General features: G+C 43.4%; 18 protein-coding genes. All 18 read left to right on the top strand.

The window, feature by feature from the left end; genetic code table 11:
• Window positions 1–13: 13 nt before the first annotated feature.
• Window positions 14–1,741, top strand: a complete 1,728-nt coding sequence (locus tag Q7U10_04120; protein ID MDO8281797.1) for a Wzy polymerase domain-containing protein — start codon at window positions 14–16, stop codon at window positions 1,739–1,741.
• A 191-nt stretch (window positions 1,742–1,932) separates the two neighbouring features.
• A complete protein-coding gene (locus Q7U10_04115; protein ID MDO8281796.1) occupies window positions 1,933–3,171 on the top strand; it encodes a prepilin-type N-terminal cleavage/methylation domain-containing protein in 1,239 nt (412 codons plus the stop codon).
• Between the two features lie 80 nt (window positions 3,172–3,251).
• Window positions 3,252–4,523 (top strand): prepilin-type N-terminal cleavage/methylation domain-containing protein, encoded by a 1,272-nt coding sequence (locus Q7U10_04110; GenBank protein MDO8281795.1) that lies wholly within the window; start codon window positions 3,252–3,254, stop codon window positions 4,521–4,523.
• Window positions 4,524–4,572: 49 nt separating this feature from the next.
• Complete coding sequence (locus Q7U10_04105) at window positions 4,573–6,534, top strand: MopE-related protein (protein ID MDO8281794.1); 1,962 nt, start codon at window positions 4,573–4,575, stop codon at window positions 6,532–6,534.
• A gap of 98 nt (window positions 6,535–6,632) precedes the next feature.
• Window positions 6,633–6,881: a hypothetical protein gene (locus Q7U10_04100; GenBank protein ID MDO8281793.1), complete on the top strand. Its 249-nt coding sequence runs from the start codon at window positions 6,633–6,635 to the stop codon at window positions 6,879–6,881.
• Between the two features lie 53 nt (window positions 6,882–6,934).
• Window positions 6,935–8,239, top strand: a complete 1,305-nt coding sequence (locus Q7U10_04095; protein ID MDO8281792.1) for a type II secretion system protein — start codon at window positions 6,935–6,937, stop codon at window positions 8,237–8,239.
• A gap of 345 nt (window positions 8,240–8,584) precedes the next feature.
• Window positions 8,585–10,105 carry a prepilin-type N-terminal cleavage/methylation domain-containing protein gene (locus Q7U10_04090; GenBank protein ID MDO8281791.1) on the top strand — a complete coding sequence of 507 codons (1,521 nt, stop codon included), beginning with the start codon at window positions 8,585–8,587 and terminating at the stop codon, window positions 10,103–10,105.
• A gap of 114 nt (window positions 10,106–10,219) precedes the next feature.
• Entirely contained in the window at window positions 10,220–13,045 is a 2,826-nt protein-coding gene (locus tag Q7U10_04085) for a tetratricopeptide repeat protein (protein MDO8281790.1), read from the top strand.
• Between the two features lie 83 nt (window positions 13,046–13,128).
• Complete coding sequence (locus Q7U10_04080; GenBank protein MDO8281789.1) at window positions 13,129–14,613, top strand: hypothetical protein; 1,485 nt, start codon at window positions 13,129–13,131, stop codon at window positions 14,611–14,613.
• Window positions 14,614–14,646: 33 nt separating this feature from the next.
• Window positions 14,647–16,182 (top strand): glycosyltransferase family 39 protein, encoded by a 1,536-nt coding sequence (locus tag Q7U10_04075; GenBank protein ID MDO8281788.1) that lies wholly within the window; start codon window positions 14,647–14,649, stop codon window positions 16,180–16,182.
• A gap of 212 nt (window positions 16,183–16,394) precedes the next feature.
• Window positions 16,395–17,744 carry a hypothetical protein gene (locus tag Q7U10_04070; protein MDO8281787.1) on the top strand — a complete coding sequence of 450 codons (1,350 nt, stop codon included), beginning with the start codon at window positions 16,395–16,397 and terminating at the stop codon, window positions 17,742–17,744.
• A complete protein-coding gene (locus Q7U10_04065; protein ID MDO8281786.1) occupies window positions 17,741–18,295 on the top strand; it encodes a hypothetical protein in 555 nt (184 codons plus the stop codon). The genes Q7U10_04070 and Q7U10_04065 overlap by 4 nt, the downstream gene beginning before the upstream one ends.
• A 1-nt stretch (window position 18,296) precedes the next feature.
• Window positions 18,297–18,779, top strand: a complete 483-nt coding sequence (locus tag Q7U10_04060) for a hypothetical protein (protein ID MDO8281785.1) — start codon at window positions 18,297–18,299, stop codon at window positions 18,777–18,779.
• A complete protein-coding gene (gene mshL, locus Q7U10_04055) occupies window positions 18,776–20,368 on the top strand; it encodes a pilus (MSHA type) biogenesis protein MshL (GenBank protein ID MDO8281784.1) in 1,593 nt (530 codons plus the stop codon). The genes Q7U10_04060 and mshL overlap by 4 nt, the downstream gene beginning before the upstream one ends.
• A 12-nt stretch (window positions 20,369–20,380) precedes the next feature.
• Window positions 20,381–22,033, top strand: a complete 1,653-nt coding sequence (locus tag Q7U10_04050) for an ATPase, T2SS/T4P/T4SS family (protein ID MDO8281783.1) — start codon at window positions 20,381–20,383, stop codon at window positions 22,031–22,033.
• A 100-nt stretch (window positions 22,034–22,133) separates the two neighbouring features.
• Entirely contained in the window at window positions 22,134–23,780 is a 1,647-nt protein-coding gene (locus tag Q7U10_04045; protein ID MDO8281782.1) for a GspE/PulE family protein, read from the top strand.
• Window positions 23,780–24,997: a type II secretion system F family protein gene (locus Q7U10_04040; protein MDO8281781.1), complete on the top strand. Its 1,218-nt coding sequence runs from the start codon at window positions 23,780–23,782 to the stop codon at window positions 24,995–24,997. Before Q7U10_04045 ends, Q7U10_04040 begins: the two co-directional genes overlap by 1 nt.
• The gene (gene ybgF / locus Q7U10_04035; GenBank protein ID MDO8281780.1) at window positions 24,997–26,475 is read left to right on the top strand and encodes a tol-pal system protein YbgF; all 1,479 of its coding nucleotides are present in this window, start codon (window positions 24,997–24,999) and stop codon (window positions 26,473–26,475) included. The genes Q7U10_04040 and ybgF overlap by 1 nt, the downstream gene beginning before the upstream one ends.
• The last annotated feature ends 2 nt before the right edge of the window (window positions 26,476–26,477 follow it).

The raw sequence follows: 26,477 nt of genomic DNA, 5'->3' as shown, positions 1-26,477 counted from the left end.
CTACATATTTTTAATGCATATCCCAATCCCGGGGATAGGCGGTATAACGGCAACCCCGCAGGAGTATCTTATCTGGGTTGTGATACTGACGATCATTCTTTTTGCGGTCTTCAGGGCCATAAAGGATAAGGCGTTCATCACACCGTCATATCTCAAGTATTTTCTCATCTATCTTGTACTGATCTTATCAACCGCTGTATTTAATCCGATAAAGAATACCGACATCTTTGTGATAAATGTACTGCGCCTTATAGCAGCTTTTATCATATGGCTCAGCCTGCATCAGTTCAGGCTTGGGGAGAAAGAGAAGCAAGGGATATTATTGATAATACTTGTCTCCGCGCTTATCGAATCAGCGCTGGTAATTATTCAGCCTTACGCGCTTACAGCATACATCCCGCCTGTCGGAGGTGCGTTCGGGCAGAAGAACCTCTTTGCCTCATGGACAGCAACAGGGATCGCGATAAGCCTGTATTTCATAACAACTGAAAGGTTCAGCGGATATAAGAATTCAAAGAAGGCGCTCTTCTTCTCTGCCGCAGGATTCATGTCTGCGGGCCTTATTCTCGCAAGCTCGCGGGCAGGGCTTCTCGGCGCATCTATAGCTATTATTACTCTGCTAACAACCAATTGGAGAAGATACTCTTCCATAAGAAAACATCTTGCAATATGGTTTCTGGCTTTTGCACTTGGGATCGGAGGAGGGTTCTATCTTTTGATCGGGCCGTCCAATAGTCTAAAGAGTGAGGCTGAGGAAGGCGCAAGGTGGATTTCAGATACGAGTCAAAGGTCATATGCAGAGCGGCTTCTGATGTACAGGACTTCATATGAGATGTTTAAGCAGAGGCCGTTGTTCGGGCAGGGGTTTTCAAATTTCAGCAGCCTCTATATGTATCATCAGGCAGAAGTTGCAAAGGATAATCCTGAGTACAAGGCGCTTATTCATGATGATATATCTCATCCGCACAACGAGTTTTTTTATATATTAGCTGAGTGCGGGCTATTTGGGATACTTGCCATTGCTATTGCGCTCTTCGGCATCTGGAGAATACTCAGCAAGACAGGCTTGAGCCGGGCAGGGATATATGCCGCCCTGTTAATTCCGTTAATTGTGCATATGATGGTTGAGTATCCGCTTAAGTTATCAACTGCGCATTACCTCCTGTTTTTGATCCTTTTATACATGGTCACATCCAATGAGGTAAAGGAGAGGGAGTTGAAGTTAGGCAAGGGCGCAGCCGCGGCTGTCATGTTATTTGCGGGAGGACTCTATCTCGGAACAACAGCATATACATTCAGGACATTTGAGGACTACGTGAACCTTGTTGCCTTCAATATCAAGTTCAATGAAGAAAAGGGCGTCATATCTGAGGAGCACATAAAGCCTGCGATGAAGAATATATATCTTAGGAACATTGCTCTGCCTGATTACATGTATAAGAAGGCGATAGCAGCTGCATCTGATACTGAGATGAACAAAGACGTTATAGATAAGTTCCTCATATGGAATGAGGCTGAGAAGTTGAGGAGGCCTGTGATGAAGTCATTTTATACAGAGGGCCTGCTCTTCTATCTTATTGGATGCCGTGACAAAGAGATGCCGCTCTTTTATTTTGATAAGGCGCTGAGTGTAACAGGGGAAGGACTGTATCTTTATCCGAATGAAAGATATCTTCTCGCATTGAAAGAGAGCATAATATCATCCCCGTGCCTAAAAGCACCTACTGTTGGGAATATTTAGTCGGAAATTTGGGCTTAGAGCCATATCCCCCATAACGTCCTCTGATTGCCTGATTTCTCATCATATTTCCCTGTAATCACACTGGAAAACGATATAAAATCAGCGATATTATTTCTGCCCGCTAATGTATTTGCAACACCGGATTTTATGTTGTATCCTTTATTTAAGAGGATTAAATATTAATGAGTTATATGAAGAGGAATAAAGGTTTCAGCCTGGTTGAATTATCAATAGCCATCGTTATTGTCGGCATCCTCATCGCTATGGGAATGAAGATGCTGATTCCGCTGGTTGAAAGGACAAAGCGGGCTGCGACAAGAGAGGCGGTAGATGCGGCTGTAGCGGCTGTCATAGGTTTTGCCGAGACGAATAACCGCCTGCCTTCTGATTTAGAATTCCCAGGAGTCGTGAGAAATTCCAAGGATGTATGGGGTAAAGACCTTATATATCTTCATGATATAAATCTGGAAGTTGCCGATAGTGTCTGCGCGAGAAATACGACAGGCATATCCCTGAAGACATGCGCAAGTTCGGGATGCGCCACACCTGTTGACACTACAGGGGATGTCGCGTTTCTTGTCTTGAGCGGCGGGGCAAATCAGAATGTCCAGACCAATACAGGAGTAAGCCCAGTTAAAGTTTATAACATGGGCCTGCCCGGTATAGATGACTATGCGGCAGTGCTTAACAGGCCTGAGGCTTATGATGATATTGTAGAGAGGGTGGTTTTACCTGAGCTGAGGGTTAAGACGGGTTGCCTGGGAAGCCTGCTTAATATCCTGACGATTGAGATACCTTCAGGGTTCGTGCTTTCAGATTACATAACAAATATTTTTGCCAGCGGCGGGGTAGCATGGGATGATTCAGTGGCAACACCCGGTGATACTGATACTGCAGATGATTACAGATGGTGCGTTACAGGCACTCTTCCCATAGGCTTGAGCTATGTATGCAACGGCACCCTCGCTGTATCTGCATCCTGCGCCTGGGATGCTGCAACAGCGACAGAGACAGGTACATGGCAACAATGTACCCACCTTGAGATATCAGGAGCGCCTACAGAGGACGGGGCGTTCAGCCTTCCTGTATTTGTAAGGGATAATGCTGACAATACTGCGCAGAGGACATTTGGAATGAGCATAAGCCAGGTGGTCGGGCTGCATATCTGCACTGACTACAGGGTCTGGAATCAGGAATCAGCCTCAAGGTATTTTGTGAATGGCGGCGGCTGTTATGATATCGCAACCGGCGGTGAGATAACAACTGTTGCTACCGGCGGGCTGCTACAGAATGGTGAAGTAATTGTGCGGCATACCGGCGGCGGCTGCGGCGGTTCTGATGCTTCAATAAATTATAATCAGGCGATCTTTGCAGATAATAACGCTGATTGCTGTGTCAACCATGACCAGTCTGACAAGACCTGTCCTTGATCTGTCAGGCGGCTGATTTTGAGATTTAAAGATATTTCAGATAAATATGCGATCTCTTTTTTTATAGGTGTTTTATGTATTTGAAAGACAAGAGAGGCTTCAACATAGTGGAGATGGCCATTGTCCTTGTTGTAGTGGGCATGCTCATTGCGATAGGTGTTGTGATGCTGATACCTTTGACAAACAGGATGAAACATAAAGAGACAGAGAAGACGATCGCAGATGCCGCTGAGGCGGTCATAGGTTTTGCAGATATAAATCACCGCCTGCCGACTGCTGCTGAGTTCATTGATGTCGCAGTAAAAGCAACTGATACATGGGGGAATAACCTTGTTTATATCCCTGACCCGAATCTTGTAATTGCAGATAGTATCTGTGTGGCAAACGCGTCAGATACAGAAGTGGATGTATGCGGAGATCCCTCATGCGCAACTCCCATAGATAATGCGGATAATTCAGCATTTCTTATCCTTAGCGCAGGGCCGAATCTTAATATTCAGACTAATACTGCCGTCAGCCCTATAAAGGTATATAACGAGGGATTACCCGGGATAGATGATTATACTCCCGTTATGAACAGGCCCCAGTCATATGATGATATCTTCAAGTGGGTAGTGCTTCCTGAACTAAGGCTCAGGGCAGGATGTGAGGGAAGCCTGTTGAGGATACTTGAAAACCCGCTTCCATCAGGGCTTATATCTCAGGCATATGATACTGATATCTTTGCCACAGGCGGTGTGCCGTGGGCTGACGGGGGTGACGCTGATGCTGCGGATGATTACAGATGGTGCGTGACCGCAAGCCTGCCTGACGGCTTAAGTTATAGCTGTAACGGCGCCCTTGTTTTCTCAGCATCCTGCGGATGGGATGCCGCAACAGCGACAGAGACCGGGACATGGCAGCAGTGCACCAGCCTTGAGATATCAGGAACTCCGGCAACCAGCGGTTCTTTCAGCCTGCCCGTATACGCGAGAGATAATGCCGACAATACTGACATGAGGTCATTTGCTTTTACAATAAGCCAGATATCCGGATTGAATATCTGTCCTCAATACAGGGCGTGGAATGTTGCCCCGGGCACTCATAAAGATTATCTTATAAGGGCTGGCAGTGAGCCGGGAGATCCTATATCAGGAGCATGTGACAATGTTCCATTGAACGATGAGATAACCGCTCATATAAAGACTCTTATGCGTGGAGAAGTGCTGGAGCAATGGCAGACTTCAAACGCCACCTGCGCCACAAGCATGGTGGTGCGTTTGACCTATAATCAGGCGATAGCGCTTGATACAAACGGAGACTGCTGCCTTGAGTTTCTTAATAATGTTATTGTTGAGAAGGTCTGCCCATGACCTTTATCACTATTGCGATATATCGTACAATGGTTTCAAGAGGTATTTCATGGATTTTATAAAAAATACAAAAGGTATAGCCCTTATACAGATGGCTCTGTTAATTATATTGATAGGCATACTCCTGGCTTATGGCATCATGAAGTTAGGGCCGGAGGTTGGAAAGGAGAAGCGGCTCGATACGAAGAACAAAATAGATGCGGCTGTTCAGGCTGTCATAGGTTTTGCAGCGGCAAATGACCGCCTTCCAACTGCTTCAGAGTTCCCCGGGCTGGTAAGGGATCCAAAGGATGTATGGGGTAACGCCCTTGTCTATTGGCCTGATGACAACCTTGACAATGATGACAGCACTATCTGCGGAAGAGGCACGACCGATACTGTTGTTAATGAATGCGGGGAAGATGCAACATGTGTTACCGATATAACCCCAAACTCGAATGTAGCATTTCTAATATTCAGCATCGGAGAGAACATGAATAGGCAGACACGTATTAATGAGAATGAGAATGAGAATGAGAATGAGAATGAGAATGAGAATGAGAATGAGAATGAGAATGAGAATGAGAATGAGAATGAGAATGGGGCAAGTGCGACCATCCAGACATATGAGTATGGATTAGCTGGAATTGATGACGATACTGCCCTCCTGAACAGGCCTGAGGCATATAAGGATATCGTTGTGTGGATGGACCTTAATGAATTGAAGATAAAGGCGGGCTGTCTCGCAAATCAGTTCAAGATAGTAAACAGTTCGCTGCCTTCAGGAACCTGGAATGTTCCATATATTGCAAACTTATATGCCCAGGGAGGAGTACCCATTTCAGACGGCGGGGATTCAGACACCGAGCCTGATTATGAATGGTGTGTGACAAAAGATCTCCTGCCCATCGGAGTGAGTTATCTTTGCAACGGAAATCTTGCTGTTTCTGCTGACTGCAGCCTTTCAACCGGGACATGGCAGCAGTGTACAAATCTCGAGATCTCAGGGACACCGAATGTGGAGGGTGTTAACAATCTTCCCATATATGCAAGGGATGGTGACAACAACCTTACACAGAAGGTTTTTGGCCTGTTAATAAGGCCGACCCCCGGGTTACATGTATGTGACGAAACCGAGGGCTGGTACAGGGTATGGAATAGCACAGGCAATAAACATGATTTCCAACTTACAGGAGAATTATGTTATGACGTTGCAGAAGGGGATGAAATAACCGTCGACGGCAGTTCCAGGACGCTCAGCCGGAATGAAGTAATAAATCAATTCGCCACATCAAACGGGGCATGTAATAATCTGCAGAATATCGCAAGCTTCAACCAGGCGGTTCTTGCTGACATCAATGCTGATTGCTGTATAAAATTTACTGACTTTGACCCGCCTGATTATACGTTGTTTGTAGACAGGGTCTGTCCTGCCGTAGCCAATGATATCGATCATGACGGATATATAATAGGCGTTGACTGCAATGACAACGATGCAAGCATAAATCCGGGCGCTGCTGACATCGACTGTGACAATGTAGATGATGACTGTGACGGCACTGCTGATGATGGTTATGTAGTGACACCAACGAACTGCGGGGTCGGTGTATGCGCTTCAACAGGACAGATAGAGTGCCAGAGCGGAAGCGTGGTGGATACCTGCTCAGCCGGTTCTCCTGCGCAATCACCTGAATCTTCATGTGCAGACGGCCTTGATAACGACTGCGACGGATTGACTGATGGTGCAGACCCGAGTTGCATTACAGATATCTGCGCGGTCGGCGGTGTGACTGTATTAAATAGTACAAGTTCAAATAAGAAATATAAGATAAATGTCGAAACCAGTTGTAACACATGGACGAAGAACACCACAAAAATTGTTGGATCGACAGCTACCTGGAAGATTTATTCAGGTAGCGGCAGCTGCACTACTCTTCTCTGTACCAAAACCTATTCAGATTTCAGGGCAGCGGATGTGAACAATAATTGCAATGCAAAGATCACCGGCTCGTGTACGCTGGGCGATAATTAAAGGGCGAGGGTAGATCCCCTACATTTCCTTTGACTTGAACGATCAATTTTGCTATCCTTGCATTGTAATCAGTTTAATAGATAAGGCGGGATAAAACAGTGTTACTATTTGTTGCTATTTTCCTCATAGGTTACGGATTTTATTTATTAACGCATATCCCTCCTGACGCTTCAGAAGAGATCATTACCTTAATGGCGATGGCAGGGAAGTTCGCCATTCTCTTAGGGTGCGCAAAGATAGCATTCTTTGCATTGAGATACAAAACCCGTTCAACACATCTGACCATAATAGAGCGGATCAAGTCGAGGCTTACCAGAAATATTGTTTCCAGGCGCGTAAAGCGGTGAGATTCTGCTAATATAAGTCATAAGTTGTTTAATTTATCATTCCGTGAGGAGCCATGCATATAAGAGATAGAGAAAAAGGTTTCAGTCTGGTAGAGCTTGCGATAGTAATGATAATAGTCGGACTGCTCTTCGCATTAGGACTCAAGATGCTGGGGCCTCTGGTACAGAGGCTGAAGCATACCGATACCAAAGAGACATTGAAGGCTTCTTATGAAGCAGTAATAGGCTTTGCCGCAACACATGACAGGCTGCCGACCGTAGCTGAGTTTAAGGTTTTGGCCACAGCTTCCAAGGATGTGTGGGGTAATGCGATAATATACAGGCCTGCTGATGAGCTGACTCCTGAACAAACTGTTTGCGAAAGAAGCACGACCAATTTATATGTTTGTGATATAGATTCGGGATGCAATGAAGGTACAGATATAGACAATGTTGCATTTTTTATCCTGAGCAGAGGAGCTAACCTGAATATCCAGACAAATATTTATGATACTGTTGATACTTCGGCTACCTCTGCGACGATCAGGACTTATTCACGGGATTTCGCGAACATTGACGATATGTCCGGTTCTGTTCAATGGCCTGACCCTGTCGGCTCCAGGCCGGAGGCATATAAAGATATTGTTAAATGGATCACGCTTGCTGACCTGAGGACAAAGGCAGGCTGTGCGGGAGCAGAGCTTAAGATCAGCAATAATACGCTCAATGGATGTGATAACAATGTGCCATACAGTGATAAGATATTTGCTGATGGTGGTATTCCGTTTTCATCAGGCGGTAAATATAAGTGGTGCAGGGAGGAGAGCAGCGATTCAGGCCTGACATTTGTAGCTGATGATCTTTCCACTTCTGTTCCTTCGACTGCTAATGACCCTGTGGATGAGACTGATGGTTGTGTCAACGAAGTTGAGGATGGGGGCAATTGGATACAGTCTAATTCTCTTATCATCTCAGGCCGGCCTAATAAGGATCCTGACTCGTATAAGTTCAAATTCTATGTCAGGGATAATAATGATCCAGCAGTAGGCGGCCGTGATAAAGTTACAAGTAAATCATTTGTGCTGTCGATAGATCCAGGCTGTACTTCTCTGGATGTAGTAAATAATACCGGGGCTGACTACAGATTTAAGAAAAATGGCGGTATCTGTACAACATGGCCGCAAGGCGATATCATGAATATCCTCTATGGGCAGACTGCTGAGATATTTAGCCAATTAGGTTGCGTTGATACACCATGTTACAAAACGTATGGTAACTTTTCTGCCGAGGATACTGACCTTAACGGCATTGTTGAAATGACTGACTGGATTGCAGGTACCCCATCCACTTGTACTATTGTTGAATATACTACCCATTGATGTTTTGTATTTTTAGGAATTGCCTTTAAGTAAAGATGTCTAATTCTTAGACAGTTGTTTAATCCTCTTAATCTGTTATCATTAAATCACGAAATAGGGTTATTTCACCCATGAATATAGGGGTTAATACTGAGTAGATAATGAAATCATTCAATAAAGCAGATGCCTTCATGCTGGTATGTGTAGAAAAAACATATTTTACAGCAGGTTAGCTTGGTTTGATTAAAATATATTTTAAAATAAGTAAATTATTTTATTGGGTATGAAAATTGCTTTGTATATTACAAAATAGTTATTTCATCAATAACAATTGACATATTTGAGAAGGTAAATAAGGAGGTTATTATGAGTACTTTAAAAAAAGAGAAAGGATTTTCACTGGTTGAATTGGCAATAGTCTTTGTGGTTATGGGTGTTCTTCTGGCGGTCGGGATAAAGATGTTAGCTCCGATGCTCGGCAGGGCTAAAATCAACGAGACCGACAAGATAGTTAAGGCGGCAGTGGACTCAATAGTAGGCTATGTTGCGATAGAGCATGAGTTGCCTGATGAATTTAAAGCAGTGGTGACAACTTCTGAAGATATCTGGGGGAATGATCTTATCTTCCGTGCCGCTAATATGAATCCAGTTGATATCTGCAACGAGAGCAAAACTGATATGGAAGTAACAAGCTGTTTCGATCAGGAATGTTCTCCTTCTCGTAGTGTTACGATTCCAAATATTGCCCTTGTTGTTTTCAGTAAAGGTGAGGACTTGAAAAAGCAGACGGATGAGGCTGGTGTCAAGGTTTATCCTAAGGGTACTGTTATTAAAGATCCCGGTGGGCTTTATAATGACATGGTTTATGATGACGTTGTCAAATGGGTCTCTCTCAATGAACTCAGGGTGAAGGCGGGCTGTACCGGAGCGCCGCTGAAGATACTTAATAATGAACTTCCTACATGCGGGAAATCGGAAGACAATTTATCTATGGTATACAAGGCAACCATATACGCCGATGGCGGGGTGGGAAATTATCAATGGTGCAGACAGGAAAGCAGCATCACCGGCTTAAAATTTAAATACAGCGACAATGATTCTGACATCCTTGCTGCTTCTGCATCCTGCACTTGGGATGCCGCAACCTCTACAGGGACAGGGACATGGGTATTAGCTAATAATATTAAAATCGAGGCAGACCCAAGTGTTGGGAATGACTCTTATAACCTGACATTCTATGTCCATGACGCTGACGGCAATATAGCATCTAAATCATTAGTCACAACGCTTGATCCTTCATGTATACCAGTGGAGCTAACTGCTGAGATCGCTGAAGATCCGGAGGAAGCAGCGGGTACTCCTGATGTGTATGTCTGCCACCAGACATGCACGACTTCATGTGAGACCGTAACTTACACATGCCCGTCTGATAACTCTAACTCTAACGGCAACGGTAATATGAATGGCAACTCTAACAGCTGGGATAAAGACTCTAACGGCAATTCCAATGCCAACGGCAACGGTAATGAAAACGGCAACTCTAACCTTAATGCTAATGACAATGGTGCCTATGGTTATGACGGTTGTGTTGAGTGGAGTGAAGAAGTCTGCGCCGCCCCTGTGTGTACCGGAAGTGATCTGCAGATCGATGTAGCTGACCTTGCAGAACATACAGGGCATGGCGATCCGCTCGGCGCATGTGATTCAGGTATCGTAGTTATTGACGGCGATAAGGACAATGACAATTATAGTGATAAAGATGAATACGATTGCAGTGGCGGCAGCAAAGACGGTATAAGCAATTCCAACAGTACACCGTCTGATAAAGATGGAGACGGATGGTGTGACGGTAAAGATGCCTATGACAATGACAATAGCCAGCATTAACATTGTCTGAGGCCTGCGGGTCTCTCACATAGTATTGGATCAATTTAACAACCCCGCTCAAAAACTGAGCGGGGTTGTTTTTTAGGCAGTAATCTTTTATCATGAACTTCAATTATGTCTAAAATCTCAAACAGATCTGATATTCTGATAATCGGAGTAACGCTATTCCTCTCCGGCTTTTGCGGAATTTCCTATGAAGTTATCTACTCCCGCATGCTGGGGAACCTGATAGGCGACCATTTCATAGTCAACGCGTCGCTTCTGCTCACATTTCTTCTTGGTATCGGCATCGGAACCAAACTGGCTCACAGGATATCGCGCTATCTATGGGCGGTTGAGATCTGCATAGGTTTTTATGCAATAGGATTTACTTTATTAACACCGGGTATTGAGGCATTCCTTTATAATGTCCTGCCTGCCAATTCCATAGGCATGAGCGTTCTGGCATCCAGTATCCTTCTTGCTATTCCTGCCTGCCTCGTTGGCGTGAGCCTGCCTTTGTTCTCTGCATACCTGAAACACCTTCGAAAAGGAAATGTCTTTGCGATAACTTACATGATCTACAACTTTGGCGCGGCTGTGACCGCCATAGTTATAGAATTTTATCTTATAAGACATCTCGGCATCAGGAACACGGCATTTTTAATAGGTGAGTTCAATCTTATAATCGGCCTCGCGCTTTTTCTGAGGCGCAGGCATATTGTTCCGCAGATCGGCCGGATGGAAGAGGTGGCATATCCTCTGAGAGTGATCCTTCCGCTGATAATCCTGAGCATAGCGAGCGCAGTATTCCAGCTTTTGGGGCTTAAGATCGCGGAGTTTATCTTCGGCCCGTTCAATGAGACCTTTGCAATGGTACTGGGGGTGGTCTTGTTCGGCATCGCTTTCGGCACATTGCTCGGCCGTAAATTCAATATAAGTTTTGCCGCGCTTCTTTTCTTCAACCTGCTGTATCTGACCTTACTGATACCGGGCTTTTCGTATTTTGTGAAATTGTATGCTGCTTATTTCAGCCTGTTTAACTCATTTTCTCCTCTTCTCTGGAAGATAATAATACTCTTTCTGATAATGGGGCCCGGCACCATATGCTTCGGCGCTGCCATCCCTTCCCTTATAAAACAGGAGGAGAACGTTGCCAAGGAGTCGGGGCATCTGCTCTTTGTCTCGAGCCTTGCCAATGCCGCAGGGTATCTTTTGATGGTGCTTGTCATACACCCTAATTTTGAGTACGGCCAGATAATCGTCATGATAATATTTATGCTGTCAGCAGCGTTTTTAATTACAAAATGGCAGGCAAAAAAGGCTGCGGCTGTTGTTTGTGCAGCAGCTCTTGCAGGTGTGTTTCTGCTTCATACCTTCTGGAATGAGGACATCCTGTATCTGGACTACCTCTCATTCACATCTAAAAACAGGTATGAAAAAGAGCTCAAGTCCTATGAAAGCGGAAAGAGGTTTAAGAAATATGATGAGACCTTTGCGATAAACAGGATGGACGGCCAGGAATTCTTCTTTATTAACGGTTTCACCAGTATCGCGCTTAACTCAGCGGCTGAATATATAGTCGGTGTACTCTCAAGCCTTCCGTCACATTCGACTGATAGCGCGATGGTACTCGGCCTCGGAAGCGGGGCTACGGCAGGAACGGTCGGACAGATATTTGACCATCTTGATGTGGTGGAGATAAGCTCTATTATCATAGAGAAACAGCCGATGTTGAGCATGCATAATTTTGATATTGCTTCGAGAAAGAATGTCAATATCATAAGCGATGACGGGATACGGTATACAAAGATCACAGACAAAAAATATGACCTTATCCTGAACACAGTCACCTCCCCGCTCTACTTCAGCTCGAGCAAACTCTATACAGTTGATTTTTTCCGGGATGTCAAGACAAAGCTGAAAAAGGGAGGGATATACACGACATGGCTTGATTCCAGAGTGGGTGACAAAGGCATGGATATAATCCTGAAGAGCCTTAGCTCTGAGTTCAAATACTGCTGGGTGGCGATAATGAAGCCGTCATATTTTCTGCTCCTCTGCTCTGATGAACCTTTGAAACTGCGCCAGGAGGAGAAGGTATTCTCCAATAAAGGGCTTAAGGACTTCTTTCTGCGCGAACACAGTATTGATATTAAGACATTGAGGTATGCTTTTGTTTCTGCAAACGCCTTTGATCATATCTCTGCCGGCTCTAAGGCGCCGCTGAACACCCTGGACCTTCCCGAGCTTGAATTTGAGGTATCAAGGCTGAAACACCGCGGCATCAAAAGATTTGTGGATAGTATCATTGGTAACTATTCGGCAGATAAGGCAGAACGAAATATCTTTACCGGATCGCCAATTGACTGGTATGACCTGGTCACCTATTATTATCAGGTCGACCGTGAATTCCCTTACAGCCGCGTCTTTTATAAAATGGCAGAGAGGCATGTTGAAGGGTTTCAGGAGCAGTTCCCGTCGCACATTCTTTCAAGCTACCGGCAGGCGGCTTCTGAATTTCCGTCATCAGACAGAAAAAACAGCCTGGCGAAATGGCTTATGAGTTTCGATATGTACGCTGAAGAAGAAGCTGTGCTCAGGGAAATTCTTAATGATGACCCCGGCTACTATAAAATAAGGCACAGGATCGCTAAGGCCGTCTACTGGCAGGGCAAGTATGATGAAGCCATACTGCTCTTCAATGAAGCTCTTAAGATCAATCCGGACAATGCTGACACCATGTTTTGGTTGGGACGGACTTATTACAAACAAAAAGCCTATGCTGACTCGCTCAAATGGTTCAGGAGATGTCTGGAGAGGGACCCACAGTATGACGATGCAAATTACTATGCCGGGCTTGCAAGCATAGGAGCCGGAGACACGGCTGATGCCAAGGCTTTCTTTAAAAGAGAACTGGTAGTGGACCCTGAGGACAAGAAGCCTTTAAAATTTCTTTAGTCTGCTTCTAATTCCAAAAAGTGCTGTTATAATAACGTAAGCGTTTTACTCATATTATGGAAATCAGGAACTACTGTTCAAAGATGAATCTTTTTAAAGAGACGCCATTTTTTATTAAGTCGTTATTCTTTTTTATCATTACGTTCTATATCTTTTTTTATATCCAGTTCTCAGTCCCGTGGCTTGTAGGTTATGACGGCTTCTTTCACATCAAGTACAGCGCCATCCTTGCTGAAAAAGGGTATATAGAAAAGCTTCCATGGCTTCAGTATACTATCCACAAAGACGCGTACAGAGACCATCACCTGCTCTTCCACTATCTAATAGTTCCATTCACATATGGGAATCTTATGCTCGGCGGCAAGTATGCCACAGTGTTATTTGCTTCGTTCATGGGGCTTTCCCTGTATATCCTCTTGAACTCTGCCGGAGTAAGACTCCCGTCATTATGGAGCTTTGCCGCAATCATGTCATCACATCCCTTTCTCTTCAGGATGTCGCTATTGAGGGTGCAGAGCCTGTCGCTTGCAGCCTTACTTCTGATATTCCTCTTCTGTATGAAGAGGCAATATCTGCTCATATATATCAGCTCTGTCCTCTTTGTCTGGCTGTATGACGCATTCCCTCTTCTCATCATCTTTTCGCTTGTCTTCATTGTTTCAGGATGGCTGGTAGAGAAGAGGCCGGATATGAAGATATTTTACATGACGCTTCTGGGGATAGTTACAGGCCTTGTCATAAACCCTTACTTCCCCGGCAATGTAACTTCTCTTATCTATAATATTTCACGCACATTCCTTGAAAATCCTTCTGGAATACAGCTTGGAAGCGAATGGAAGCCTTACCAGACCTGGGATTTTGTCAGAAACTCCCTCCCTGTCTTTCTGGTATTCCCGCTGACGATCCTTTTCCTGCCTATGATAAAAAATATTAAACGTGAGGAGTATGCCTCTGTCTGTCTCAGCCTGCTCTTTCTCTTCATGACGTTCAAGTCAAGGCGGTTTGTCGAATACTGGCCTGTATTTGCATTTCTTTCCGCATCCCTTGTGGTCGGGCGCAGGGTCTCCTGGAAGTTTATCCTTGCAGGATTTATTCTTTTACTGCCATTGATGAACTATAATTTCAAAGAAGCTGTCAGCGAAAGCAGTACATCCACAAGCCCTGAAAACTATATGGGCTCGGCAAAGTGGCTCGAGAAGAACACCTCAGCAGGCGATATAGTATTTAATGCTGACTGGGATGACTTTCCGTTCCTCTTTTTCTACAACAGTAAAAATTATTATATAGTTGGGCTGGACCCCATGTATCTCTATTCATATGACAAGGATAAATCAGCACTCTACAGGAAGATAACAAAGGGGCAAAAGTATGAACCGGGCAGGCTTATCATCGAGGAGTTCAACTCCAGGTATGTCTTTCTCGATAAAGATCATGATTCTTTATATAAAAGACTGACAGATGATCCCATTGCAACAAAGGTATTTGAGGACTCCGGAGGATATGTGTTTAAACTGTCTCCGAAAAATGATAAGCCGCAATCCAAGCAGGACGATAAGATAAAACAGTAAGAGCTTTTTAAAATATATATCTGCCGTCTCTCTATGAACAAAGATAAAAAAAACGACTTTATTATTGTTGGCTTTCTCTTTCTTCTGGTAATCATTATCAGGCTCCCGTCTTTTTTTTATTCTGTCTTTGACTGGGACGAAAGCACATTTATACTTATGGGGCAGAGCATCCTTGACGGCAATATCCCGTATGTTGAGGCATGGGATAATAAACCGCCTTTTGCATATTCCATTTACTCAATGTTCATTTATTTTTTCGGCAAGACTATTTTTGCGGTAAGATTGGGAGGAATGCTCTTTATTTTCCTTGCTTCTGTACTCTTATACATGGCCGGGGAAGCACTTTATAATAAAACAGCAGGGGTTATTGCCGCAATATTTCTTATAGTCTTTGTCAGTGCAAGAAAATGGGGATTGAGCATCATGATAGAGCATCTTATGCTTGTGCCTACCTCACTTATATTATTGGTAGTATTAACCAGGAAACTTGATAATAAAATGGCCTTTGTGACCGGCTTGATACTTGGTGCCGGGATCCTTATGAGGCAGAATATGGCCTTTGACAGCCTGGCTGTTCTGGCAGTATTTTTAACGGGCATTACAATGCCCGACACAGATATTTCGGAGCGTTTCAAGAGATGCTTTTTTCTGATATCAGGGATTTTTGTTCCTGTTTTTGCAGTGATTGTTTATTACGTTCTAAACGGTGAACTGCGGCTTTTTATAAATACTAATATCTCAGTGGCAATTGCGCATGTGAGCGAGAGCACTTCGATATATAGAAAGTTCGAATTGTTATTTACAAATATCAAGCGGGAGTTTGCAGACGGCAATATACTTTTGTGGATATGTTTCCCACATGGAATTTTATCGATCTTCTTTTTTCAGAAGAACAAGGATATTAAGAGGGCTGTGGCTGCTATGCTGATAATTTTTCTTGCGCAGGTTTTTTCGATCTTTTATACCGGAACTATTTTTGGTTATCACTATCTGGGGCTGATAACACCTATAATGGCTCTGGTCTGCGGGGTTGCCATATCCTTTTGGTTCTCAAGCGGTGTGGGAAGAGTGATGGCAGTAAGATTTATTGCTGTTTTTGTTATTGCAGCCGGTCTGATATTTTCATTGCATAAGCATGTTTCCCCTCTTTACAGGGAGATTGCTTCAAAAGTTATGCTTCGTCAGCCGTTAGAGGATGATACCTGCTATAAAATTGCAGAATATCTAAACAAAGAGTATGTCAAAGGTAAATATATATACATGCTCAATAACTGTCATATTGTCTATTTTCTGACTGATAGCAGGATGCCTACCAAATATGTGCATCCAACAAACATTATAAAATATGATTATATGTTGAAGGTCATAGACGGCCCTGAAGCCACAGATGAGAAAGAGCTGCAGAAGATACTCTTAAAAAAACCTGAATTTATTGTATATAAGGATGGCAGCTGGCCGACTCCGGATGATGACTTCAGAAAGATGCTTTTTATTGAGTTGGAGAAACAATACAGATTAGTAAAGGTGATTAGTGATGATCATTCTATTTACAAGAGGAAGCGCTCCTAAGCGACAGGGTTCTCAATTTGCATATGGAATTTATTGATTTGCCTCTTGACATACTTCATTATTTAATACATAATTTTTGTAATTAACATAATAAGTTATATATATATTTTGTAATATATTTTAAAACTATTTGTTTTGTCGTTAAATATGAATTATAATTTTAATTAATTGCTGCGGATATTATTATTTAGTTCGTCTTTCTTAGGGGATTTATGGGAAAAAATGTGATAGTCAGCTTTGAGGGGGACATTGTCAAGGTTGCCTATATCTCAAAAAAGGGTAAGCAGGTTGTAGTTAATGACGCCCTCACATGCAAGAAAGAGGATTTCGACAGCTTTCTCGAAAAAGAGAAGGCTAAAGAGTTCATAGTTGTAAATAACTTCAAAGACGCATTTCAGGACATATTCCTTATCCCGCCTGTAAAAGCCAAGTATGCAAAGAGCCTGATCGAATCCGAGATCAAACAGAAATCCCCTTTTGAGGACTTCACCTATACCTACAGGGTTGTTGGTGAAAAGCTTGAAGGGAACAGAAAGATGCAGGAGATTGCGGTCTATGTTGTAAAGACTGAAGATGTAAAGAATATTACCGAGAGGTTTATAGAGAAGAAGAAGCTGGTCAAGGCTATTTACCCTCATATCTATTCAGTTGCATCTGAAATGCATTTTGAAGATGACTGTGTCTTATGTGTATCAGAATCCGGACAGAGCAGGGTGCTTTTTTTAATAAAGAACGGCAAGATAGAGTTTGTCAGGTCTGTGCAGGCAAGTGAAAATGGGATAAGCGACGCAGATATACAGAGTATTAATGTAACTGTTAATTACTGCAAGCAGGTACTTAAGGCCAGTCCCTCTTATATAGTACTGGTAGGTAATCTATGCGGGAATTATAACGCGACGACGCAGATAGATATTCCCATCGTATGCCCTCTTAAGCCCAATAACCTCAAAGTACAAAATGATGTCTACCTTGATTTTATTTTTGCCATATCAGCACGCAATGCTTTAAAGGAAGTAAACGTCTCCCCTAAAGACTATAAGAGTTTTTATTCAACATGGAAATTATTCCGGTATTCTGCTATCGCCTTTTTCATGATCTCACTTGCAGGCGGGCTCTATGCAGGTTACTCGGTTGTTAATGTTTTGAGTTCAAAAGCGAAGCTGAACTCTTTAAAGAAAGAGATCACCGGCATGGATAAAAATACTTTGGCTATGTATAACAAGAGAAAAACAGAATTTGAAAGCTACAAGGGATTTATTGAATCAAGCAGCAAGACCGCCGCGATGCCTGTAATCAAAAACTTTTTAACTTCGTTTGCTGATGCAAATACGAAGAACGTAAGTATAGGCAATATTACTATGAAGATAAACGGAGATAAACTGAATATAAGTATTGCAGGGCTTGTTAATGAAGGTGATGATGATGACAAGGAAGGTTTTCAGAAATATACCTATTATCAGGAGTTCATAGACTCTATTACTAAATTAAAGGGCATCTCAATAATAAAACATGAGCTGACCCCCAAGCAGAGGGATTTCATAATTGAGCTGGAGTCAAAATGATGTTTTATAATGAATTAAAAAAGGCGGTAATGCGCCATCTCATCGGAGGAATAGTATTCGCCGTTATTCTTTTCGTGATCATATTCGGCGGCAGATATGGTGAGAGCCTTGTGGGGACTGTAAAACTGTTTGAGAAGCAAAAGGAAAACTATAAGAAGATGAGTGACTCTGTGGCTGACCTTGAAAAGGTCATGGCCCAGATAGACGCAATGATACCTGCAGACTATTATTCCAAGACGAACCGTGAATTTATTCTTCTCTCGATCGGCAATATAAAATCCAAACTGAAATATGCAGAGGTGAAGATAGATGACTTCAAGGAAGAAGGCGGTGAAATTTCCATGCCTTTGGAGATCCATTTTCCTGTCGATGACTATACGGTCATGACAGAGAGCATAGCGTATATCCAGTCCTTAAAGTTTCCTTATTTTATTTTTGACGGCATAGAGGTCGCGAGATCAAAAGACAACTCTGAGATAACCTGCAATATTAAAGGTTCGATTAGGCTGCCTGCCGGAAGGTTAAGTCAGCGTTCGGGTGGGAGTGAATAATATGGGATTCACCTTGAAATTAAAGCTTCTGGCTCTTTTGCCTTTCATTTTAATAATTGCCGCGGGTTATGCTGCGTATAATATTAATGTTGAACATAAGATGACTCCTGAAGAGAAGGAGATACTCGGGTTTGAGGTCAAAAATGTGAGCCTTCCTGAAAGAAAGGAAGTTACAGACAAGACTTTGGAGATGCCCACATTGATCGAGAAAGTCATGGGTTACAGGGAAGCTGGTCCATCTGAAGCGGACAAGAAGAAGGTGCCGGAGCAGGTTCAGCTTATTGTTACGATGATCATTGTCAGTGATAAGGGGAACATGGCAATTGTAAACGGCGAGGTTGTAAGAGAAGGTAGTACTGTCGCCAATCAAACAATAATTCAGATCGAGCCCGCAAGGATCTTAGTTGAATATGCTTTATCACCTGGGGAGAAGGGCAAAACCAAGACTAATACTAAGGGGACAAAATGGGTAAATCTACTATGAAAACAATAAAAAGGGTGAAAATTATGTACCGGCTTTTTTCCATGTTTTTGACATTGTTTTTATTAGTCTTTGCTGTTGAGGCATCGGCATTGCAGAATAATGTGTTATCTGATGAAGGAGCAGACGTTATTGTTTCAGAAGTCCCTGAAGTGCGTGCTGAAAAGGCTGACACAATAAAGTTTGAGAACAAAATCTCAAGATCAAGCCTTGCATTCACCCCGGTTACTGAGGAACTTTTACCGCTTAAGACGAGAATTATTTCCATTTCAGTAAGAAATGCGCCGCTTAAAGATGTTCTCTTCGCAGTTGGTGAAAACACCGGGCTGAATATCATTATGGAGACCGGCGTAAACCCTGAACTGCCTATGACCATAACACTGAAGGAAGTTGCCGCTGATGAGGCTCTTGATATCATCTTCTCATCAATTGATTATTTTTATGATCTTGAAGGGAATGTTCTCATAGTGAGAGTTATGGCTACAAGGATGTTTGAATTCGGCCATCCCAGTATCGCACAGGAATATTCATCAGATGTTGGCGGCGACCTCTTCGGCGCGACCGATGACATAAGTAATATAAAGGGCGGTGTTAAACAAAGTATCAAGGCGGACAGTGCATCATTAAACCTATGGGACTCTCTGGAGGCAACTCTTAAAGGTGTTGTCGGCACCGGAACTATCGATATAAATAGAATGTCAGGGACGATACTTGTAACAGCCACAAAGAAGAATATGATAAAGGTCGATAATTATCTCACTAAGCTCAGAGAGGTCCTGAGCAGGCGTGTTCTTGTTGAGGCAAGGATAGTGGAGGTTACCTTAACGGATAATCTTAAATACGGGATTAACTGGGCATTTCTTGATAACTTTAAGGGAGTCGGTCAGGTTGTTGCAGGTTCCATAAACCAAGATAACCAATTGGTTTCTGGCACAATAGATCCTTTAGATTTTGGTATAAATACGGCAGTTCAAGATACTGGTTTCTTTGTCGCTACATTAGGAAATGATTTCTCAGCTATTATAAGCGCACTTGATGAGCAGGGTGATACAACAGTGCTCTCAAATCCGAGGCTTGGCATAATGAATGGACAGACAGCCCTTCTGAATGTCGGAAGGAAGACCGATTATGTCAGTGAAGTTGATTCAACCGTAGAACAAGCTACCACTGATAATCCCAATCCTGCAACGACTTATGATGTAACGACAAAGAGTGTGCTCTCCGGTGTTATGCTCGGAATAGTCCCTAATATCAATGAGAATGGTGAGGTGACATTGACTATAACTCCGATAGTTTCAGATCTTGTAGATTTAAAAGAACATCCTTTTGGCGATGTGACTAAGACTGGATATTCAATATCTTTACCAATTATCGACCTTAAGGAGCTGAGCACAGTTGTCAAGGTCAGGGATGGCGAGATGATAGTGCTCGGCGGGCATATAGATAAAACCGAGGGCGTGGAGGATAAGCAGGTGCCATTTCTCGGAGATATCCCTTATTTAGGCTATTTATTTAAACAGCATGCAAAGACCCATCAGAGCAAGGAACTTGTGATACTTCTTAAAGCGACTGTGGATAAGGTAGGTTTATAAAACGACTATAATATGCCTCCATTAAAACTTGGTGAACTATTACAGCAGAAAGGCCTTCTAAAAGACTCTCAGTTCAAGATAGCTTTAGCCGAGCAGGCTATAACAGGCGAGCGGCTAGGAGAGGCTATCATAGGGCTCGGATTTGTTTCTTCTTCAGATATAGCCCGATGCCTTGCCGAGCAGGCGGGCATCCCTTTTCTTGATATTACAGGATACAACATACCTGAGAAGGTTCTGCGTGTCATATCTCGCGATATGTCTCAAAATATGGGCTTTCTCCCTCTTAATATAGAAGATGGCCTTCTTACGATAGGGATCACTAATGCAGAGAACCTGCGGGCTATTGACCAGGCTGCAAAGATCGGCAACAAACCGCCAAAGGTCTATTTGGTGGACACGGACCTCTTTCAGGAGACACTTGAAAAAGCATATTACTTTCTTGATAACCCGATACTTCAGGGCATAGAAAGGCTGATTAATATATTTAAAAATGAGGCTCTTCCTGCGGGTCCGAATATAGCATCTCTTTGTGACTATCTTCTCCAGGATGCTATACGGAGAAATGCCAGCGATATTCACTTTTCTCCTACTTCAAAGACACTCCATGTAAATTACCGTATAGACGGGGTTCTCTATCAGGGACATTGTCTGCCGAAGAACCTGCTTATAGGGATAGTATCCAGAATAAAGGTGCTCTCAAAACTTGATATTGCAGAGCAGCGGATGCCCCAGGACGGTGTTTTCTCTTTTGCTTTTCTTAAAAGGGCCTATGAGATGCGTGTATCAACACTTCCCACGATAAACGGTGAGGATATTGTTATTAAGATCATAGGCAGTTCATCCTCTCTGTTCAGGACACGCAATCTTGGTTTTGATGAAGAAGATGTAAATTTAATAAAACACCTCTTCTCAAAACCAAGCGGGATGATATTGATAGTCGGACCCACAGGAGCCGGCAAGACCACAACGCTCTTTGCGGCTCTAAGGGACATTGATTTAATAGAGAAGAGTGTTATAACTGTTGAAGACCCGGTCGAGTCCAGGCTGAGTATGATAAAACAGACAGGGGTATCTGATAAAGTCGGATACACTTTTTCTATAGCCGGAAAGAGTTTTATGAGGCATGACCCTGATGTTATACTTGTTGGCGAGATAACTGATGATGAAAATGCCAGGATAGTTTTGGGAGCCTCTGTCACAGGACATCTGGTATTGAGCACTCTTCATACTGATGATGCAGCCAGCGCTATACCAAGGCTTGTTAATTTCAATATTGAACGATTTGCAATAGCTACTTCCCTGTTGGCGATTGTAGGCCAGAGGCTTGTGAGGAAGATTTGCCTGAACTGCAAGGAAGAGCATATCTTTGAGCCCAGAGAACTTACAAATATGGGCTTCCCTGACCTTGAGGGCAGTGTAAGAAAAACTTACAGAGGCAGGGGCTGTCCGGTATGTAACGGTACAGGCTATATCGGAAGGACGGCTATAGGCGAGATACTTGTGGTTGATGATGATATCAGGGAACTGATATCATCAAGCGCAAGTATAAGCTCATTCAGAGAGGCGGCCGTTGGAAAAGGCATGAAGACTATCAGACAGAACGGCATAAAGAAAGCTCTTGAAGGTATAACCACTCTTGAAGAGGTATTAAGGGTCACAGGTTAGCCGAAAGTAAGATGGGATGTTTTTTTCTTTTTTTGAAATCAGACAAGCTGTTTTCAATATCATCAGAATTTATTATTTCTTCTAAAAGCCTAAGGATAATATGCCGCCATTAAGACTTGGAGAACTTTTACAGCAGAAAGGTCTCGTTAAAGAATCACATATAAAGATAGCACTGGCAGAACAGTCTATAACCGGCCATCTGATCGGTCTTATACTCGTAAAGCTGAGCTTTGTCTCTTCAAAAGATATTACCCAGACCCTTGCTGAACAGGCCGGAATGACGTTCCTGGACCTTACCCAATACAATATACCTGAGGATGTATTACGCCTTGTGCCCCGAGACCTTGCCTCAAAGATCGGCTTTGTGCCTCTCAAGGTTGAGGATGGTGTGATAACTATAGGCATCACAGCTTCTGAGAATTTGCGTGCTGTTGACGCAGCTACAAGAATCACGGGAAACCCTCCTAAGATATTGATGGTTGACGGCTCTATAGTGGAGGCGACACTTGAGAAGGCATTTTATTTTCTTGAAAACCCCATTCTTGAGGGCATTGAAAAGATCGTCGAGAGTGTTAAGACAGGTGAACTTACAGGCACCAAGGTGTCTCAGCTTACTGACTTTCTGGTTAAAGATGCCATCAGAAGAAAATGTACTGATATCCATGTAACTCCTACTCCTGAAACCGTGCATGTCTTTTTTCGTATAGACGGTGTTCTTCAGCAGGCGCACTGCCTGCCTAAAATTGTGCATAACGGCATTATTTCCAGGATAAAGATATTGTCTAAGCTTGATATAGCTGAAACAAGGGTGCCGCAGGACGGCTCTTTCTCATTCACCTTCCTTAACTCAAGATATGATATGCGTGTTTCTACAATGCCTACGATTTACGGCGAAAACCTTGTCATAAGGATACTGGGCAGCGGCGGCGCGATACTCAGGTTGTCTTCACTTGGTTTTGATAAAGAAGACACGGATAAGCTGAGGCGCTTGTTTTTAAAGCCTTATGGAATGGTGCTTATATGCGGGGCAACCGGCAGCGGTAAGACCACTACGCTGTATGCCGCTTTAAGGGAGATAGACCTGATAGAGAAGAATGTGCTTACTGTAGAGGACCCGGTGGAATACAGGCTGAGCATGGTCAAGCAGACCAGCGTCAATGATAAGGCAGGTTACAGTTTTGAAGCGGCAGGCAGGACTTTTATGCGTCAGGATCCTGATGTGATATTGCTTGGTGAGATAAGGGATGAAGAGACCGCCACTATTGCGCTCAGGGCATCAATAACCGGCCATCTTGTTTTGAGCACGTTGCATACAAATGACGCGGTCAGCACCATTCCGAGGCTGGTTAATTTTAATGTTGACCGCTTCCTGCTCTCTTCGGCGCTACTTGCGGTAATAGGCCAGAGGCTTGTAAGAAAGATATGCTCAAAATGCAAGGTCGAGTATCAACTTAAACCCGGTGAGTTGGAAGAAATGGGTTTTATAGGTTATGATGATGTTAAGACCGTTTACAAAGGAACAGGCTGTACCGATTGCAGCGGTACGGGTTATCTGGGCAGGACTACTGTAGGTGAGATATTTATCGTAGATGACCATATAAAAGAACTTATTTATACAGGCGCATCTGCAAACTCGATGCTTGATGCGGCGCTTAAAAACGGGATGAAGACCATGAGGATCAACGGGATACAAAAGGCCATAAGCGGGATAACTACATTTGAGGAAATCTTGAGGGTCGCGGGATAATGCCGATATATTCGTATAAAGCAATTGATCAGGAAGGCACTGTAATCAAGGGCATGATCGAAGAGATCAACCTTCAGGCTGCCATTGAGAGCATATCCGCTGCAGGGCTGCATCTGCTGAATATCAACCAGACCAGCGAGTATGTTGTAGCTCTCAAAGGTCTTCTTGCCAGGCGGGAGAAGATCAAGCGGGAAGATGTTATCGAGTTTGCCAATAACATGTCAGTCATGCTCAGGGCCGGTGTTCCCATTATGTCCGGATTAAGCAGTATCGCCGAGGGCATGGAGAACAAGTATTTCCAGAGCAAGATAGATAATATGGCTGAGATGCTTGAGCACGGCTCCAGTTTCTCCAATGCTGTAACAAAACACAACGACATATTCCCTGATATTTTCCGTCACCTGTCCATGATAGGCGAGGAGACCGGCCGTCTTGACCAGAGCCTTGAGGATGTAGCTATCCATCTGCAGAGGATGGAGGACCTTGCCGGAGCCATAAAGGGGGCGCTTATATACCCGACATTTGCGTTAGTAACGACCTTCGGCGCCATGATGTTCTGGATGCTGTATGTTCTGCCCAAGATAATGGATGTCTTCAAGAGCATGCAGGTCACACTCCCGCCTATTACCAGGGGACTTTTGTATACAAGCGAGTTTGTTCAGGCATATAAATATCCGATCTTCCTATTCCCTATATCCATTATCTTCACATATAAGACGCTCAGGAAGTTCCCGAAGACCAGGTACTACATTGACCTTGCCTTGCTTAAGACGCCTATTGTAAAACTCGTTGTTTACAATAAACTTCTTGCGCTTTATGCTGAGCAGATGAGAATCCTTACCGTTGCGGGTATTACAATCGACAGGGCTTTGGAGATTGTCGGTGATCTTATGGAAAATGACGTATTTAAACGCGCTATAGAGATCGAGAGAGAGGATATTACTACAGGCAGCAGGATATCGGATGCGATGAGAAAGCAATGGATATTCCCTCCTCTCGTAACCAGAATGGTAGATATAGGAGAGGCAAGTGGAAATCTTGATGAGCAGTATGGCTATGTCTCGGATTATTATCTAAAGAAGCTTCATAAGGTATCAGCTAACATGTCCAAGATGATCGAGCCCATAGTTATAGGAGTAATCGGCTTAATGTTTGGTGTTATTATCATCGGGCTTATGCTTCCTATATACGACCTTATCGCAGAGATCAACGCGTAATGGATATTCTCAAGTTTTTCGGATTAAAAGAGGATCCTTTCAAGTTAACCCCTGACCCCGGTTACTTCTTCTCATCCGAGTGCCATAAGGAAGCGCTGCAGTCACTCGACTATGTTATTGAGCAGAGAGAGGGTTTCTGTCTTATTACAGGCGAGCCCGGCACCGGCAAGACCACCCTTATAAAGATCTTTATCGAGAAGTGGAAGGATAATGCTGAGATAGCGCTTATACTTACGCCGCGTCTCTCTCCCGAGGAGTTCATCGTTTCTGTGCTTGATGACCTGAAGATCAAATATGATAACAAGGGCAAGTCTGAAATACTAAAGGTGTTCAGGGATTTCCTGCTCCAAAAGTCGTATGAAAAGATACCGGTAATAATCATAGTTGATGAAGCACAGAGTCTTCCTGCCGACACGGTTGAAGAACTGAGGCTGCTTTCAAACCTCGAGACCGAGAAGGAGAAGCTATTGCAGATACTCCTTGTTGGACAGCCGGAGCTTGATGAAATGCTGAATGAGGATAGTTTCAGGCAGCTGAGGCAGAGGATAACCGTAAGCATGAAATTAAAGCCGCTCGATAGTGATGAGATGCTTGAATATATAAATTACAGGCTTATCAAAGCGGGTAAGGGCTTTCTGAAGCTTGACAAAGGCCTTAAAAAACCTATCTTTGCTTACTCACAGGGAATTCCCCGGAAGATAAACCTTGTTTCATCAAGGGCCATAATGTCCGCATTTCTTGAGGAGAGCAGCACTATAACATCCAAGCATGTAAAGTATGCAATTAATCATTTGAATAACGGTTCATCAGGATCAGGAATTAATCTCTCCCCCAAAATTTATTATGGGCTCGCAGCGGTTATGGCACTTCTACTTGTCGGAGCATCGGTTTATTATTATCTTCCGGATGTAACAACGTCAACTACTGTCCCTTCATCGGCCATCGCTAATAAAGCGGTATCGTCTTCCAGCACAACGGCAGGTGAAGTCTATACCCCGAATATTAAGAAAGAGACCAATGTGCTTCCCTCTGTTGAATTGTCTGAAAAGGCAAATACTGCAAGCAGGCAGCAGAATGATATAACTATCAGGAAAAATGTCAGTCCTGAAGACCTTTACCGGCAGGGACTTGAAGTTTTTCTGACCGGAAAATTTGATGATGCATTAAGCAGCTTTAAGGATTTCCGGAAATTATATCCAAAGCATGCCCTTTCTGAGGACGTTCTATACTGGTCAGGTGAGGCATACTATGCAAAGGGTGATTACAATAGCGCGATATCAGAATTTAACAAGGTAGTAAGAGAGTACTCAGGCAAAAAGGCCCCAGATGCCCTTCTTATGGCCAGTTCTGCTTTTGTAAAACTGAATAACAAACAGAAGGCTGAAGAAGTTTTAAAATGGCTGATCGAAAAATATCCTGATACCAGAAGTGCGGAAAAGGCTAAAGAGAAGCTTAAAGAGATTAGATTATTTCCTTAATT

Source organism: Thermodesulfovibrionia bacterium (assembly GCA_030646035.1).
Classification (GTDB): domain Bacteria; phylum Nitrospirota; class Thermodesulfovibrionia; order UBA6902; family UBA6902; genus JACQZG01.
Note: the sequence above shows the minus strand (reverse complement) of the source record. Positions and strands in the feature narration are given on the sequence as shown.

Bases quoted from the DNA above. Each gene is read 5' to 3' on its own strand.
- Q7U10_04120 (MDO8281797.1), top strand. From the start codon at position 14: ATGCATATCCCAATCCCGGGGATAGGCGGTATAACGGCAACCCCGCAG.
- Q7U10_04090 (MDO8281791.1), top strand. From the start codon at position 8,585: ATGAGTACTTTAAAAAAAGAGAAAGGATTTTCACTGGTTGAATTGGCA.
- Q7U10_04105 (MDO8281794.1), top strand. From the start codon at position 4,573: ATGGATTTTATAAAAAATACAAAAGGTATAGCCCTTATACAGATGGCT.
- mshL (MDO8281784.1), top strand. From the start codon at position 18,776: ATGAAAACAATAAAAAGGGTGAAAATTATGTACCGGCTTTTTTCCATG.
- Q7U10_04045 (MDO8281782.1), top strand. From the start codon at position 22,134: ATGCCGCCATTAAGACTTGGAGAACTTTTACAGCAGAAAGGTCTCGTT.
- Q7U10_04095 (MDO8281792.1), top strand. From the start codon at position 6,935: ATGCATATAAGAGATAGAGAAAAAGGTTTCAGTCTGGTAGAGCTTGCG.
- Q7U10_04085 (MDO8281790.1), top strand. From the start codon at position 10,220: ATGTCTAAAATCTCAAACAGATCTGATATTCTGATAATCGGAGTAACG.
- Q7U10_04065 (MDO8281786.1), top strand. From the start codon at position 17,741: ATGATGTTTTATAATGAATTAAAAAAGGCGGTAATGCGCCATCTCATC.
- Q7U10_04050 (MDO8281783.1), top strand. From the start codon at position 20,381: ATGCCTCCATTAAAACTTGGTGAACTATTACAGCAGAAAGGCCTTCTA.
- Q7U10_04070 (MDO8281787.1), top strand. From the start codon at position 16,395: ATGGGAAAAAATGTGATAGTCAGCTTTGAGGGGGACATTGTCAAGGTT.
- Q7U10_04040 (MDO8281781.1), top strand. From the start codon at position 23,780: ATGCCGATATATTCGTATAAAGCAATTGATCAGGAAGGCACTGTAATC.
- Q7U10_04080 (MDO8281789.1), top strand. From the start codon at position 13,129: ATGAATCTTTTTAAAGAGACGCCATTTTTTATTAAGTCGTTATTCTTT.
- Q7U10_04115 (MDO8281796.1), top strand. From the start codon at position 1,933: ATGAAGAGGAATAAAGGTTTCAGCCTGGTTGAATTATCAATAGCCATC.
- Q7U10_04075 (MDO8281788.1), top strand. From the start codon at position 14,647: ATGAACAAAGATAAAAAAAACGACTTTATTATTGTTGGCTTTCTCTTT.
- ybgF (MDO8281780.1), top strand. From the start codon at position 24,997: ATGGATATTCTCAAGTTTTTCGGATTAAAAGAGGATCCTTTCAAGTTA.
- Q7U10_04060 (MDO8281785.1), top strand. From the start codon at position 18,297: ATGGGATTCACCTTGAAATTAAAGCTTCTGGCTCTTTTGCCTTTCATT.